General features: G+C 68.4%; 12 protein-coding genes and 4 pseudogenes. 6 read left to right on the top strand and 10 right to left on the bottom strand.

Features of this window, described 5'->3' with window-relative positions; translation table 11 throughout:
- A complete protein-coding gene (locus BS74_RS04645) occupies window positions 1–558 on the top strand; it encodes a hypothetical protein (RefSeq protein ID WP_038056507.1) in 558 nt (185 codons plus the stop codon).
- A gap of 194 nt (window positions 559–752) precedes the next feature.
- Here the strand turns inward: BS74_RS04645 and amrB are convergent, their stop codons facing one another.
- The gene (amrB, locus tag BS74_RS04650; RefSeq protein ID WP_038056508.1) at window positions 753–1,865 is read right to left on the bottom strand and encodes an AmmeMemoRadiSam system protein B; all 1,113 of its coding nucleotides are present in this window, start codon (window positions 1,863–1,865) and stop codon (window positions 753–755) included.
- Window positions 1,840–3,153: an HDIG domain-containing metalloprotein gene (locus tag BS74_RS04655; RefSeq protein ID WP_038056509.1), complete on the bottom strand. Its 1,314-nt coding sequence runs from the start codon at window positions 3,151–3,153 to the stop codon at window positions 1,840–1,842. Before BS74_RS04655 ends, amrB begins: the two co-directional genes overlap by 26 nt.
- On the opposite strand from BS74_RS04655, the gene coaE reads away from it, so the two are divergent.
- The 4 genes and pseudogenes from coaE (at window position 3,133) to BS74_RS13185 (ending at window position 5,398) form a co-directional block, all read left to right on the top strand.
- Window positions 3,133–3,738 carry a dephospho-CoA kinase gene (gene coaE / locus BS74_RS04660; protein WP_038056511.1) on the top strand — a complete coding sequence of 202 codons (606 nt, stop codon included), beginning with the start codon at window positions 3,133–3,135 and terminating at the stop codon, window positions 3,736–3,738. The genes BS74_RS04655 and coaE overlap by 21 nt on opposite strands.
- A 4-nt stretch (window positions 3,739–3,742) precedes the next feature.
- Window positions 3,743–4,435, top strand: coding sequence for an SDR family oxidoreductase (locus BS74_RS04665; RefSeq protein WP_038056513.1), 693 nt, complete (start codon window positions 3,743–3,745; stop codon window positions 4,433–4,435).
- Window positions 4,436–4,444: 9 nt separating this feature from the next.
- Window positions 4,445–4,854: pseudogene (locus tag BS74_RS04670) on the top strand (SufE family protein).
- Between the two features lie 3 nt (window positions 4,855–4,857).
- A pseudogene (locus BS74_RS13185) lies at window positions 4,858–5,398 on the top strand (glycerol-3-phosphate acyltransferase).
- On the opposite strand, the gene BS74_RS04680 reads toward BS74_RS13185, so the two are convergent.
- The 7 genes and pseudogenes from BS74_RS04680 to BS74_RS04705 all read right to left on the bottom strand — a co-directional run bounded on the left by BS74_RS04680 (window position 5,399) and on the right by BS74_RS04705 (window position 12,039).
- A complete protein-coding gene (locus tag BS74_RS04680; RefSeq protein ID WP_038056515.1) occupies window positions 5,399–6,466 on the bottom strand; it encodes a branched-chain amino acid ABC transporter permease in 1,068 nt (355 codons plus the stop codon).
- 1 nt (window position 6,467) lies between these two features.
- Entirely contained in the window at window positions 6,468–8,321 is a 1,854-nt protein-coding gene (locus tag BS74_RS04685) for an AMP-binding protein (RefSeq protein WP_038056516.1), read from the bottom strand.
- A gap of 6 nt (window positions 8,322–8,327) precedes the next feature.
- A complete protein-coding gene (locus BS74_RS13190) occupies window positions 8,328–8,555 on the bottom strand; it encodes an ABC transporter ATP-binding protein C-terminal domain-containing protein (protein ID WP_407702033.1) in 228 nt (75 codons plus the stop codon).
- A 6-nt stretch (window positions 8,556–8,561) separates the two neighbouring features.
- Window positions 8,562–9,077, bottom strand: a pseudogene (locus BS74_RS04690) (ABC transporter ATP-binding protein); the annotation flags it as partial.
- A complete protein-coding gene (locus BS74_RS04695) occupies window positions 9,068–9,844 on the bottom strand; it encodes an ABC transporter ATP-binding protein (RefSeq protein ID WP_185747740.1) in 777 nt (258 codons plus the stop codon). The pseudogene BS74_RS04690 and the gene BS74_RS04695, both read right to left, overlap by 10 nt.
- A 93-nt stretch (window positions 9,845–9,937) precedes the next feature.
- Window positions 9,938–10,813: a branched-chain amino acid ABC transporter permease gene (locus BS74_RS04700; RefSeq protein WP_038056521.1), complete on the bottom strand. Its 876-nt coding sequence runs from the start codon at window positions 10,811–10,813 to the stop codon at window positions 9,938–9,940.
- A 41-nt stretch (window positions 10,814–10,854) separates the two neighbouring features.
- Window positions 10,855–12,039: an ABC transporter substrate-binding protein gene (locus BS74_RS04705; protein WP_038056523.1), complete on the bottom strand. Its 1,185-nt coding sequence runs from the start codon at window positions 12,037–12,039 to the stop codon at window positions 10,855–10,857.
- Window positions 12,040–12,278: 239 nt separating this feature from the next.
- Here BS74_RS04705 and BS74_RS04710 point away from each other — a divergent pair, with 239 nt between their 5' ends.
- Window positions 12,279–13,727 (top strand): lyase family protein, encoded by a 1,449-nt coding sequence (locus BS74_RS04710; protein ID WP_038056524.1) that lies wholly within the window; start codon window positions 12,279–12,281, stop codon window positions 13,725–13,727.
- Between the two features lie 3 nt (window positions 13,728–13,730).
- Here the strand turns inward: BS74_RS04710 and BS74_RS12355 are convergent.
- Window positions 13,731–14,654 (bottom strand): annotated as a pseudogene (locus BS74_RS12355) (SLAC1 family transporter); the annotation flags it as partial.
- Window position 14,655 lies beyond the last annotated feature (1 nt).

The following is a 14,655-nucleotide window of genomic DNA, read 5'->3' on the forward strand; positions in this document are numbered from 1 at the left end:
ATGCAGGATGAGATCAAGGATCCTGAAGTACAGCTGCTCGCGGCGCTAGCGAGCACGCTCAAGGCCGACTACGTCCGTGAGGGCGCCCATGACCCTTGGGCGGGCAGTCCGTTCGCATGGATTCGTACATGCCCGTCTCGACAGGTCGGCAAGATTGGCGAGCAACTTGTGGCTGGCTGGTGCGCAGCGAAGGGCCTCGACGTCACGGCGACCGGAGACTCGGAGGCTGACCGCGTCATTGCCGGACGGCGAGTCGAAATCAAATTCTCGACGCTCTGGGAAAGCGGTATCTACAAGTTCCAGCAGTTTCGCGACCAGAACTACGAGTTCGCAATATGCCTCGGGATCTCACCTTTTGACGCACATTGCTGGGTTATTCCCAAGGACGTCCTCCGGCAATATGTCATTGGCCGCACGCCTCAGCATAAGGGTAAGGGTGGTAACGACACCTTTTGGTTATCTGTCGAACCGAAGAACCCGCCCACTTGGCTGGCACCTTACGGTGGGCGTCTCTCCCGTGCGTACGAGATCCTGCGCAAGTGGCAGACGGGACGGTGAGGAGATGGCGTCTAACAACGGCATGCACCTAACGGTGCTGCGCGCCTGATACCCTTTTATGCTGATTCCCTCACCCTAGGCCACCAGGGGAAGAGGGTGTGCCGCCTGAGGGTCTCGAGGTCCTATGCGAGCCCCGGCACCGCTTTGCCACCACCCCCAGCATCTCCATCAAGAATAAGCCCGCATGGGGTGGTTTAGAAGGCCAGGGTTCCCGCCCCCACGGCGCTTAGGGTGGGGACCTCGAGGTCCAGCCGGTAGGCCAGGACCTGGCCCCGCCTCCCCGAGAGGAGGGGGGAGAGGGAGGCCACCACCTCCACCGCGTCCACCCGGGTGGGGTTGGCTCCCAGGTGGGCCAAGGCGGCCTCGGGCTCCCCCTGGGCCAGCCTTTCCAGGAAGCCCAGGTCCCGCCTCCTGGCCTCCTGCGCCAGGGAGCGGGAAAGGGGCTCGTCCCCAAACCGGGGCCCCACGTGGGAAAGGTCCACCGCCAGGACCACAAGGCCTGGGAAGTCCTTGAGCACCACCTTCAGGGCCTCCCCCAGCTCGGGGCTTCGCCGCCCCACCAGGAGGGGAAGCACCTTGGCCTGGGGGAAGGCCCCCTTCAGGAAGAAGAGGGGTAGCTCCAGGCTGTGCTCCTCCCGGAAGGCCAGGGGGGTGTTGAAGAGCTCAAAGGGGAGGAGGGCGTCCAGGGCCTGGAGGGCGGGGAGGTCGGGCTCGGCGGGGCCGAAGGGGGTCTGGAAGGGGACGGGCAGGGCGGCGGCCTTCTCCCTTAGGGGGCGGTGGGCTACCCCCACCAGGTAGAGGCGCTCAGGGGGCGGGGTCTTTTCCAGGGCGGCCAGGGCGGCCCCGTAGGCCTCGGGCACGCGGGCGGGCTCCAGGTGGGGCAAAAGAAGGGCCTGGGCCTCAGGGGCCTCCCCCTGGAAGCTGGCCCTAAACGCCTCCCAAAACGCCCGGGCCTCCTTCGCCCCCTCGGGGTAGGAGAGGCCCGCCAGGCGCATGGGCCGCTCCTTCCTAAGCTTCTCCTCTTCCTCCCTAAGCCGCCTTTCCACCCCCTCCGTGAGGAGGAGGCCCGCCTCCTCCAGGGCCTTCAAGAGGTCTTCCAGCTCCTTCCGGGGCACCAGGACCCCGTGGGCCTTGAAGACCTCCTCCTGGACCTCCTCCAGGGTCTTCCCCTCCATGAGGGAGAGGAGGAAAAGCCCCCCTTCCGTGAGCGCCAGGGGCTTGCCGAAAACCCCGTAGGGGTCGCTGAGGAGGAACCCCCCTTCCACGCGGGTGATCTGCGGTTCAAGAAGCCGGATCCTGCCCTCCACCCTTCCAATATAGGAGAAGGGCCTTGGCCTCCTCCGGGCTTTGCACCCGTCCTTCCGCCTGGGCCTCGAGGAGAAGGGCCAAGGCCCGCCCCACCTCCGGCCCCGGCCTTAGGCCGAGGAGCGCCATCACCTCCTCCCCGGAAAGCAGGGGGCGCTCCGGCAGGGGGGTTTGGGCCGCCAACTGGAAGCCCTCCAGGACCTCCCAGGCCTCCCCTTCCACCCCCCGGGTGCCCAGGCGGTCCGCGGCCATGAGGTAGGGGAGGGCGGGAAGGAGGTCCTTGCGGCGGAAATAGAAGCGGCGGAGGGCCTTTTGCCCCTCGGGGGGGCGGTCCATGTGGCGGCGCACCAGGGCCCGCACCTCCTCCACCGCCGCCTTGGGGAAGCGGAGCCCAAGGAGGCTTGCCGCCGCCACCTCCGCCCCCACCTCCGCATGCCCCAGGAAGCGGAAGCGGCCCCGCTCGGGGTCATAGCGGCGGGTTAAGGGCTTGCCCACGTCGTGGTAAAGGGCGGCGAGGCGGGCGGCGAGGGGGGCCTCCGGCCAGAGCCAGCTGAGGTGGAAGAGGACCGAGAGGGTGTGCCGCCAGGCGTCCAGGTGGTGCACCCCGCCCTGCTCCAGGCCCACCAGGGGGCGGAGCTCGGGGAGGTAGACGTCCAAAAGCCCCGTGCGCTCCAGAATGTGGAGGCCCCAGGCCGCCCTTGGGGAGAGGAGGAGCTTGGCCAGCTCCTCCCGCACCCGCTCCCGGGCGGGGAGGGCCTCGGGGTGGGCCAGGAGGAAGCGGGCATGGCGGGAAAGGGCCCTCCGGGTTTCCGCGGGCAGGCCCAGGCCCAGGCTGGCGGCCAGGCGCACCGCCCGCAGGCTCCTTAGGGGGTCGGCGTAGAGGTTTGCCTCCCGCACCGGCACCAGGAGGCGCCTGCATAGGTCCCCTTCCGCGCCCGGCAGGCCGAAGACCCGGCCCTCCTTCCAGAGGAGGGCGTTGAGGCGGAAGTCCCGCCGAAGGAGGTCCTCCTCCAGGGTGGCCTCGAGGGGGGCGAAGTCCAGGGTCAAGGGGGGTTGGGGGCCGGGCCGGGGCACCACCAGGCGGTACTGACCCCTCCCCTCGTCTAAGGGGAAGAGGGTGCCCCCCAGGCGAGCCTGGGCCTCCTTGGCCGCCGCCAGGGGGTCCCTGGCGGCGAAGTCCAGGTCCAAAGGCCGCCTTCCCAGGAGGAGGTCCCGCACCGCCCCCCCTACGGGGAAGGCCCCCTTGGGGGTATAAAAGGGGAAGCCAAGATGGGCGAGGAGACGAAGCACCCCATCATTATCGGCATCACCGGGAACATCGGCAGCGGCAAAAGCACCGTGGCCGCCCTCCTTCGCGCCCGGGGCTACCCGGTGATTGACCTGGACGCCCTGGCCGCCCGGGCCCGGGAGAACAAGAAAGAAGAGCTCAAGCGGCTTTTCCCCGAGGCCTTCCCCGGGGGGGAGCTGGACCGGAGGGCCCTGGCGCGGGAGGTGTTTGCCGATCCTGAGAAGCTTCGGGCCCTGGAGGCGGTGGTCCACCCCGAGGTGCGCCGGCTTTTGCAGGAGGAGCTGACCCGGGTTCAGGCGCCCATCGTCTTCCTGGAGATCCCCCTCCTCTTTGAGAAGGGCTGGGAGGCCCACCTGGACGCCACCCTTTTGGTGGCCGCTCCCCTGGAGGAACGCCTAAGGCGGGTGATGGAGCGCTCCGGGCTTTCCCGGGAGGAGGTCTTGGCCCGGGAAAGGGCCCAGATGCCCGAGGAGGAGAAGCGGAAGCGGGCCACCTGGACCCTGGAAAACCGGGGAGGGTTGGCGGAGCTGGAGGCCGCCTTGGAAAAGGTGCTGAGGGAGCTCCGGGGCCGCTTTGGGCTATCCTAGGGCTATGCGGGCGGTTTTGATCTCGGGGGCAAGCCGGGGCATCGGGGAGGCCACCGCCCGGCTTCTCCACGCCAAGGGATACCGGGTGGGCCTCCTGGCCCGGGACGAAAGGCGGCTTAGGTCCCTGGCGGAGGAGCTGGGCGAGGGGGCCATCCCCCTCCCCGGGGACGTGCGCCGCCAGGCGGACTGGGAGCGGGCGGTGGAGGGGGTGCTCCGGGCCTTTGGCCGGCTGGACGCCCTGGTGAACAACGCCGGGATCGGGCTCATGAAGCCCCTGGACGAGCTTTCCGAGGAGGAGTTCCGGGAGGTCTTGGACGTGAACCTGGTGGGGCCCTTCCTGGGCCTCAAGGCGGCCTTGCCCTCCCTCCTGGCCTCCAGGGGGGTGGTGGTGAACATCGGGAGCCTGGCGGGCAAGAACGCCTTCAAGGGTGGGGCGGCCTACAACGCTAGCAAGTTCGGCCTTCTGGGCCTCATGGGGGCGGCCATGCTGGAACTAAGGGAGGCGGGGGTACGGGTGGTGAACGTCCTGCCGGGCTCGGTGGACACGGGCTTCGCCGGGAACGCCCCCGGGGCCTCCTGGAAGCTTGCCCCAGGGGACGTGGCCCAAGCGGTGCTCTTTGCCCTGGAGATGCCGGAAAGGGCTCTGGTGAGCGAAATAGAGCTCCGCCCCACCCAGACCGCTCCCAAGGGGGGCTAAGCTTAGGCCATGGCCCTGCCCAAGAAGCTTCAAGAGGCCCTGGACCTGATCCGCGCCCTGCCCAAGGAGCTCAAGGCCCAGGTGCTCCTGGACTACGCCAAGAAGGTACCCGCCCCGCCTCCCGGGCTGGAGCTGGAGCGGGTCCACGAGTGCCAGACCCCCTTCTACCTGCGGGCGGAGGTGGAGGAGGGGAGGGTGCGCCTCCACTTCCTCGTCCCCGAGGAGGCCCCCACGGTGAGGGCCTTTGCCGGCCTCCTCAAGGAGGGGCTGGAAGGGGAGCCCCCCGAAGTGGTCTTGGCGGTACCCCCACCTTCTACCAGGGGGCGGGGTTGGAGGAGCTCCTCACCCCCTTGCGCCTAAGGGGCCTCGAGGCGGCCTTGCTGCGGCTTCAGGCTCAGGTGCAAAAGGCCCTTTCCTAGACCATGGCCTTGGCCTTCCTCCTCGGCTACCTGGTGGGAAGCCTCCCCATCGCCTTCTGGTTTGGGACTCTTAGGGGAAGAAACCTCCTCCAGGAGGGCTCCGGAAACCCCGGGGCCCTGAACGCCTACCGGCTGCTGGGGCCGGTGCCGGGCCTCATGGTCCTCTTCCTGGACGTCTTCAAGGGGGTCCTGGCCGTGGCCCTGGGGGAGGGGGCGGCGGGAAGCCCCTGGGGAGGCCTTGCGGGGGGCGTGGGGGCGGTCTGGGGGCACGCCTTTTCCCCTTGGCTCCTCCTCCGGGGGGCAAGGCCCTGGCCCCCGCCGCCGGGGTCCTCCTGGCGGTGGACCCCGCCTCCTCCTGGGGGGCTTGGCCCTTTTCGCCCTCCTCCAGGCCCTTTTCCGCAGGCCCTACCGGGCGGCCTTGGCCGTGGCCCTGGCCCAGCCCTTCTTGGCCAGCCTCCTGCACCCGGACCCCGGCCACCTCCTTTTCGGGCTGGGGCTCGGCCTTCCCGTGGCCTTGCGCCACCTGAAGGACTGGGACCGCTAGTCAGTAGGGGAGGGGCCAGGTGCGGAAGTAGTTGCGGATCCTCCCCCAAAGGCCCACCAGGCCCAAGGGCTCCAGGATCAGAAAGCCCAGGATCAGGAGGCCGAAGACCACGTTGCGCCAGGCGGCCAGGGTGGCCGCGTACTGCGGGCCTAAGGACCCCACCAGGCTGTTGAGCACCTCGGGGATCAGGAGGACGAAGAAGGCCCCCAGAACCGCTCCCAGCACCGTGCCCGCCCCGCCCACGATCACCATGGCCAGGTACTGGATGCTCACCGTGAGGGGGAAGTACTCGGGGGTCACCGCCTTGTAAAGCTGGGCGAGAAGCCCCCCCGCCACCCCGGCGTAAAAGGCGGAGAGGGCAAAGGCCAAAAGCTTCACCCGCACCAGGTCCACCCCCGCCACCCGGGCGGAGAGGTCGTTGTCCCGCACCGCCATGAAGGCCCGGCCCGCCCGGGTCATGAGGAGGCGCTTGCCGTAGAGGAAGAGGGGTAGGGCGAAGAGGAGCACCAGGTACCAAAGCCTTTCCGGGGTGTCCAAGGCCAGGCCGAAGAGCTCCGCAGGGGGCAGGGTCCGCCCCCGGATCCCCCCGGTGACCGCCTCCCAGTTCTTGAAGACGTAGTCCGCCAGGAACTGGAAGGCCAAGGTGGCGATGGCCAGGTACACCCCCTTGATGCGCAAGGAGGGGAGGCCCAGGAGAAGGCCCAGCAAGGCGGCGATCCCCCCGCCCAGGAGGATGCCCAGGGGGGCCAGGGGGCCGTGGAGATGGCTTGCCGCATAGGCCCCCACGCCCATGAAGGCGGCGTGGCCCAAGGAGATCTGCCCCGCACCCCCCACCAGGAGGTGGAGGCCCAAGGCGCTCAGGGCCCCGATGGCCACCAGGGTGGCCACGTACATGGGGTAGGGGCCGAGGAGGGCAGGCAGGAGGAGAAGGAGGAGCAAAAAGGCCCAAAGGGCCATCCGGCCCAAGGGGGTGCTGGCGTAGGCCTCGTCCTCGCGGTAGGTTTCCCGCACCGCCCGGGCGAAACGGCGGCTAAAGGCGTCGGTGAGCTGTTTGGCCAGGCGGTACATCCTAGACCTCCTGCACCTCGAGGGTGGCCTCGAGCCTGCCTTCCCCCTCCAGGTAGCGGATGGGGAGCACCACCTCCACCCGCCCCCCCTCCCCGTAGAGGGCCTGGATCACCGGGCCGTAGCGGGCCTCCACCACCTGGCGCCGGACCTTGCGGGTGCGGGTGATCTCCTCGTCGTCGGGGTGGAGTTCCTTAGGAAGGATGGCGAAGCGCTGGATCTTGAGCTTTTCGGGAAGGGTCTTGTTCACCATGCGGATTTCCTCGGCGATCAGGGCCTTGATCTCGGGGCGCTCGGTGAGGGAGAGGTAGGTGGTGAAGGGGATGCCCCGCCGCCTGGCCCAGTTCTGCACGTTTTCCGGATCCAGCTCAATGAGGGCGGTCACAAAGGGCCTCCCATGCCCCAGCACCACGGCCTCGCGGATGTAGGGGGAGTACTTCAGGCGGTTTTCCAGGAACTGGGGGGCAAACCGGGTCCCATCCAGCAGGGCCCCCACCTCCTTCACCCGGCCCAGGATCACCAGGTGCCCCCGCTCGTCAAAGAAGCCCGCGTCCCCGGTGCGGAAGAAGCCATCCTCGGTGAAGCTTTCCTCCGTGGCCTTCTCCTGGCGGAAATACCCCCGGAAGACCTGGGGCCCCTTCACCTGGATCTCCCCCTCCTCGCTGATGCGCACCTCCGTTTGGGGAAGGGGAGGGCCCACGGTCTCGGGCGGGGCGTCCCCGGTGGCGTGGGCGGTGGTGGCGGCGGCGGTCTCCGACTGGCCGTAGACCTGGCGGATGTCCAGCCCCAGGGCGCGGAAGAAGGTGAAGACCTCGGGGCCCAGGGGGGCGCCCCCGGTGACGGCGATGCGGCAGGCGGCGAGGCCCAGCCTGGCCCTAAGGGGCCTGGCGATGAGGGGGTAGAAGAGGGCCCGCTTGAGGTTGAGCCAAAAGCCCACCCTCTCCCCCCGGAACTCCCGGCTTGCCCCTTCCAGGAGGGCCCCCATCCCCACCCGGTAGAAGAAGGCCTTGAGGAAGTCGGCGTCCGCCATGCGGCTTTGGATGAGGCTGGCCATATCCTCCCAAAGCCGGGGGGGAGCCAGGAAGAAGTCGGGCTGGACCTCCTTGAGGTCCTCCCTCAGGGTGGTGGGGTCCTCGGGGAAGTGCACAGTGGAGCCCTCCACCAGGCTCTGCACCACGGTGAGCATCTGCTCCCCGATCCAGGGAAGGGGCAGGTAGCTGAAGACCCAGGCCCCCTTTTGGAAGCCCAAGGCCTGGCCCACGGCAAAGTGGCCCGCGAGAAGATTGCGGTGGGACAGCATGGCCAGCTTGCTCCTCCCCGTGGTGCCCGAGGTGGGGGCCAGGAGGGCGATCTCCTCGGGGTGGCGCCTCCTTAGGGCCTCCTCCCCCACCTTAGGGTCGCCCAGGGCCTGGCTGAAGCGCCGGACCTTGCCTTGGAAGTGGCGGGACATCCCCGCCTCCTCCCAGACCAGGACGAAGTCCACCAGGTGCAGGTGGGGATAGACCTTGTCCAGCTGTTCCTCGTCGGAAACCACGATGCCCTTGGCCCCAGTGAACTCCAGGAAGTAGCCCACCTCCTCGGGCATGGCGTCGGCGTAGATGCCCATGGGCAAGGCCCCGAGGGTTTGGGCGGCCAGTTCCGCCTCCACCCACTCGGGGGCGTTGTGCCCCAGGATGGCCAGGACCTCCCCTTCCCGAAGGCCCAAGGCCCAAAGCCCCCCGGCGAGGCGGAGGGTACGCTCTAGGAGCTCCTTCCAGGAGGTTTTCTGCCACACCCCAAGCCGCTTCACCCGCAAGGCGGGGGCGTGGGGCCGCTCCGTGGCGTGGCGGTGCAGGTAGGCAAGAAGCGTTCCTTCCATAGTGCCTCAAGCTTGCCCCAGGTAGGCTTCCGCCACCTTGGGATCCTGGCGCACCCCTTGTGGGGGGCCATGGTAGAGCACCTCCCCGTAGGAGAGGACCAGGACCCGGTCGGAAAGCTCCAGGACCGCCCTCAGGTCATGCTCCACCCAAAGGAGGGTAACCCCCCATTCCTCCCGGGCGTCCAGGAGAAACCGGGCCAGGTCCTGCTTCTCCTCCAGGGAGAGCCCGGCCATGGGCTCGTCCAGGAGGAGGAGCTTGGGCCGGCTGGCCAGGGCCCGGGCCACCTCCACCCGTTTTTGCAACCCATAGGGAAGCATGCCCGCGGGGGCGTGGCGGAAGGGGGAGAGGTGCAGGTAGTCCAGGACCTCCTCGGCCCAGGCCCGGAGGCGCCATTCCCGCTCGGCCCGGGGTAGGGCCAAGGGGTAGGTGGGCAGGGCCAGCTCGGCCCCCAGCTTCACGTTGTCCAAAACGCTCAAGCCCCGGAAGATCTCCAGGCCCTGGAAGGTGCGGGCTAGGCCCATGCGGGCCCTGTCCTGGGGGCTTTTCCCCCGGAGGTTTTGGCCCAGGAAGACCACCTCGCCTTTGTCGGGCTCGTACACCCCGGAAAGCACGTTCAAAAGCGTGGTCTTTCCGGCCCCGTTGGGCCCGATCACCGCGAAGAACTCGCCTTCGGCTACGCTGAACTCCACCCCCGTCAGGGCCTTCACCCCCTTGAAGGCGAGGTGGAGGTTCTTGGCCTCGAGGATCACACCCACCGCTTCCTCCTACGGTAGCGCTTGGCCTGGCGGAAGCCCACCTCTTCCCTGCCCAGGTAAAACTCCATCACGTCCTGGTCCTCCTGGGCCGTTTTGGCATCCCCCTCAAACACCACCCGGCCCCGCTCCAGCACGTAAACCCGGTCCACGATGGCGAGGGCGGCCCGGGCGTTTTGCTCCACCAGGAGGAGGCTTAGCCCCTTCTCCTTCCTCAGGGTGTCCAGGGTGCGCATCACCTCCTCCACCAGCTTGGGGGAGAGGCCCAAGGAGGGCTCATCCACCACCAGCACCTTGGGCCGGGTGAGGAGGGCCATGCCCAGGAGGAGCATCTGCTGCTCCCCCCCTGAGAGGTAACCTGCCTGCTCGTGCCGCCTTTCGTAGAGCCGGGGAAACCGGGCGAAAACCTCCTCCATGCCCTCCTTAAGCTCCCGGGAGGAGAGGCGGTGCCCGGCGGCCACCAGGTTCTCCACGGGGGTCAGGTAGCGGAAGAGGGGGCGCCCCTCCAGGACCGCGGTAAGCCCCAAGCCCGTGATGCGCACCGGGTCCAGGTGGGTGGCCTCCTGGCCGAAGAGGCGCACATGCCCGTCCAGCACCCGCCCCTCAAACTTGGGGAGGAGGCCCGCCACCGCCCGCACCAAGGAGCTCTTGCCCGCCCCGTTGGGCCCCAGGAGGGCCACCGCCTCCCCTTCCCTCACCTCCAGGGAAACCCCGTCCAGGGCCAGGATCACCCCCCGGTAGACCACCTTGAGGTTCTCTACGGACAGGATCATGCCGTTTCTTCCCATCTTTTCCCTCGCCTCGAGGCTTGGAGAAGGTCGTTACCGGGGCCCCACCTTGGCCCAAGCCAGGGTGGGGTGGCCTCACACCCTCTCGATCTGCCGCTCGCCCAACAGGCCATAGGGCCGCACCAGAAGGACCAGAAGCACCACCACGAAGGGCAGGGCCTCGGTGAAGCCGGGGAGGAGGGGTTCCAGGTACCGTTGGGAAAGGGCCTCGAGGATCCCCAGGAGAAACCCGGCCAGCAGGGCCCCGCCCACCGAGTCCAGCCCGCCCAGGATGGCCACGGGAAAGACCTTGAGGCCCAAGAAGACCAGGTTGGGGCCCACCCCGCTGGCCACGGCCAGAAGGGCCCCGGCCAGGGTGGCGAGGAGGGCGGAGATGCCCCAAACCCCCGCCAAAATGCGGGCGGTGGGGATGCCCAGGGCCAGGGCGGCCACCTCCCGTTCGGAGATGGCCCGCACCAGGACCCCATAGCGGCTTCTCCGGAGGAGCCAAAGGAGGCCAAGGCCCAAGGGCAGGGCCAGCAGGAGGTTCCAGACGGCCCGGGAGGGCACAAAGGCATCCCCCAGCTGAAAGCCCAGCTGGGGCAGCTCCCCGTTGAGGTACTTCAGGTCCGGGCCCCAGAGGAGCTGTACCCCGCCGTCCAGGGCCGCCGCCAGGCCGATGGTGGCCATGATCACCGCCACCACGTTCCGCCCCAGGAGGGGCCGCACAAAACCCCGCTCCACCAGAAGCCCAAAGAGAAGGGCCGCGGGCAGGGCGGCCAGCATGGCCAAGGGGAGGGGCAGGAAGAGGGCGAAGGTGTAGGTGAGGTAGGCCCCCACCAGCAGGAACTCCCCGATGGCGAAGTTCACCACGCTGGTGGCCCGGTAGACCAGGACGAACCCCAGGGCCAGAAGGCCGTAGAGGGCCCCATTGCCTAGGCCGCCGATGAGGTAGGGGAGGAGGTCGGACATGGGCGTTTTGCAAAGCCCCCAGGATCCGGGAGGCGGGCTTGTTAGGCCAGCTTAATCCAGTTGGTGATGGCGTTGAAACGCCCCTCCCTCACGCTGGCCCGGTAGAGCTTGGTGTAGGGGAGGCGGTGGTTCACGAACTGGTAGCTCCGTTGCAGGCCGAGGCCGTTGTAGTCCCCCAGCTTCTCCAGGTACTCCACCACCCCGGCCCGGCTGAGCTTGCCCGCTCCGGCGGCCCGGCGCATGGCCTCGGCGACGGCCAGGGCCACTGCCAGGCTGCCCATGTAGTAGGTGGGGCGGTAGGAGACGTCCCGCCCCTTCCGCTGGCGGAACTTCCGCATCTCGTCCACCGCCGGCACCAGGGTGTCGTACCAGTAGGCGTTGTGGTAGGTGACGGTAAACCCTTCGGCGGCCGGGCCTGCCCTTTGGATGAGGGCCAGTTCCGCGGAGTAGTAGGTGCCCATGAACTGGGCCTGCAGGCCCTGTTCCCGGGCGGTGCGGAGGATCAGGGGTTCCACCGAGAGGGCGTAGCCCTGGAGGATGACGAAATCGGGGTTCGCCCGGCGGAGGTTCAGCACCACCGGGGTGGCGTCGGTGAAGGCGGGGGGTGTCACCTCCTCGTGCACCACCTCCATGCCCAGGGCCTTGGCCCTTTCCTTCACGTAGGGGATGGGGTCGCGCCCGAACTCGGTGTTGGAGTAGACCAGGGCGATCCTGGCCCGGCCCTTTTGCAGGCGGATCTGCCGCAGGAGGGCCTCCATCATGTCGTTGTAGGTGGGGCCGAAGACGAAGATGGTGGGGTAGGTCTTGGGGTCGGCCAGTTCGTTGGCGAAGCTGGTGGCGGAGTAGGGTAGGCCCATGCGGGCGATCTCCGGAGCCAGGGCCTTGGAAAGGCCGGTGGAGTCCCCATAGACGAAGAGGAGCTCGTCGGGGCGCTCCCGGGATACCACCCGGTTGAAGGCGGCGGTTCCCTTGGCCACGTCGTAGCCGGTGTCCTCCACGATGAGCTCCAGCCTGCGCCCGCCGATGCCGCCTTGGACCTCGTTCACGTAATCCACCCCGTCCACGAACCCCTCCCGGCCGGCGTTGCCGGCAAAGGCGAAGGGCCCCGTTAGGGGCAGAAGAGCGGCCAGCTTCACCGGCCGGGCTTGGGCGGTGGCGAAGTAGGGCATGCCCAAGGCCGTCAAGGTGCCCACACCCAGCTTCTTCAAAAACTCCCTGCGCTTCATGGTTTGCCTCCTTTCCGCTTGTGCTCGGTGCCACCATACCACGGCTGCCCTTTTCCGGCAAGTCCTGGGGGCTTAGCCCAGCGGGCCGCCGGTTGGGAAAAGGCCCTTGTGGCCCAAAAGGCGACGGGGATGCGGTTCCTTCCCTGCCAACCGGGCGGTTGGTAACATTTTACCGGCCTGGGGCTTTGGGTCAAGGGGGCTTTTTGGGGGTGCTGGCCCTGAGGCCCTAGGATGGGATCATGCGTTGGCATGCGGTCTATCGCCGCTTTGTCCTGGGCCGCCATTACCGGTTCGCCCGGGAGGCCCTGGTGCCCCACTTCTTTGATGCCCTCACCGCCTACGCCATGGAGCTTGCCCGCCTGGGCCTCCCCCGGGCCGATGCGGCGGTGAGGGCCTTGCAGGAACTCCGCACCCTTCCCCTGCCCAGCTTTACGGGGGAGGTGGAGGACGTGTTTTTCTCCATCTACTCCCAGCTGGCCGAGCACTGGGGGGAGGAGGTGGCGGGGGTGGTCAGGCGGGGGCTTTCCCGCAACGACCTGGACCTCACCGCCTTCCGCGCCTACCTGAGGGACCGCACCGTGGCCTTATTGGGGGATTTTCTCCGCCTGCGGGGGGCCATGCTCCGGGTGGCCGAGGCCCACTCCGGGGTACCCCTGGTCCTGCGCACCCACCATCGGCCGGCCCAGCCCTCCACCTTGGACCACTACCTCCTTGGGGTGGAGGCGCTTTTGGGGAGGGATTTCCGCCGCTTGAGGCAGGCCTTGGAGACCCTGGACCGTTGCCCCTTGGGGGCCAGCGCCCTGGCGGGGAACCCCTATCCCGTGGACCGGCGGCGGCTCGCCGCCCTCTTGGGCTTTGCCGGACCGGTGGAGAACACCCTGGATGCGGTGGCCTCGGGGGATTACGCCTTGGAGCTGGCCTCGGCCCTGGCGGGGCTGGGGGCCAGCCTCTCCCGCTTCCTCACCGACCTCCTGGCCCTGGCGGAGCGGGGGGCCTTCGTGGTGGGGGAGGGGCTGGCCCAGGGCTCTAGCTTCATGCCCCAGAAGCGGAACCCGGTGGTGCTGGAGCACGCCCGCATCCATGCGGGCCAGCTGGTGGGCGGGGTGGGGACCCTGGCCCTCTTGAACCACAACACCCCCTTCACCGACCTGAACGACCACTCCACCGGGGTGCTGGAGCCCTTGACGGCCCTTTTGGAAAGCGCCGAGGCCGCCTTGGAGCTCACCCGGGTGGCCTTGGAGGAAAGCCGCTTTGAGCCGGCGCTTCTTTTGGAGGAGTTCTCCCCGGAGGTGCTGGCCTCGGAGGCGGTGGACCTCCTGGTGCGCAAGGGGGTACCCCTCGCCGAGGCCTACCGGCGGGTCCAGGGGGCGTTGCCTGGGGTGAGGCCGGAGCTCCTGGGGGTGGAACGGGAGGAGCTCATCGCCTGGATGAGCCTCGAGGGCTTCTTGGCCCGCCGGGAGGTCCTGGGGGGTGTGGGGCCCAGGGCCCGGGCGGAGGCCTTGGCCCGGGCCAAAAGGGGGCTTAAGGAGGAAAGGAAGGCTTTAGCGGCCCTGCGGGCCCGGGTTCGCCTGGCCCGGCGCCTGTTGGCCAAGGGGCCGGAGGGCTTCCAGGCGGAGAAAGGCCAGGAGGCTCCGGAGCAAAAGGGGCAGATAGAAGGCCAGAAGCACCAGGAGGAGCCCCTGGGCTAGGAGGTGCAGGAGGAGGCTGGATAGGCCCTCGGCCAGGGCCCTGGTGGCCAGGGTGAAGGCCGCCAGGGGGAAGACGAAGGCCCACAGTCCGGGCTGGAACCCTAAGCGCACCCGGTGGAGGAGAAGGTTTTCCAGGAAAAGGGCCATGGCCAGGACAAACCACCACCCGCCCAGGCCCCAAAGGGCGATCCCGAAAAGGTATAGGGCCTCGAGGCTCCCTGGGAAAAAGCCCAGGGCCTGGGCCCCCTTGAGGAGGGAGAGGGGAGCGAGGATGCCCACCCCCACCGGGGCCATGGCGATGAAAAAGCTGGGGACCAGCTCGGGGGCCGGGCGTTCATGGGCGTAGAGGCGGGCCAGGAGGTTGGCCCCCACCCAAAGGAAGAGGACGAGGCCAAGCCCGAGGAACATGAGCATCCAATAGAACGCCTCCTTGGCCCAAGGGCCCATGAGGGGCAGGAGGGGGCCTCCCGCCAGGGGTACCACCACGGAGGAGACCGGCGGGATGAACCAGGTGCCATTGGCGGCCTCAAAGGGAAGGCGCATGCGGGTGAAGATCAAATAGCTGAGAAGGAAGCTCAGGAAGAGGACCAGGAGTGAGCCCACGGCGAAGAGGACCAGGGCCAGCTTCCCTTGCCCCAAAACCTCGTGGCTGGCCAGGCTGAAGAGCAAAAAGGCCAGGGGGAAGGTGGCGTAGAGCTGGGAAAGAAGGGGATGATGGAGTTCTTCCCAGACCCGGTCCCGGTGGCCGAAAAGCTTTGCCAGGAAGATGCCCAGGCTGGCGAGGAAGAGAAGGGCCACCACCCCGTGGTTAACCAGGGCTAGGGCCTCGAGGCCAAAGCGGTGGAGGGCAAGGGCCACCCCACTTCCCCCCATCACCATGGCGAACCAGGCGGGATGGAAGAAACGGACGCTCATACCCCCCATCATC

Source organism: Thermus amyloliquefaciens (assembly GCF_000744885.1).
In the GTDB taxonomy this organism is placed as follows: Bacteria; Deinococcota; Deinococci; order Deinococcales; family Thermaceae; genus Thermus; species Thermus amyloliquefaciens.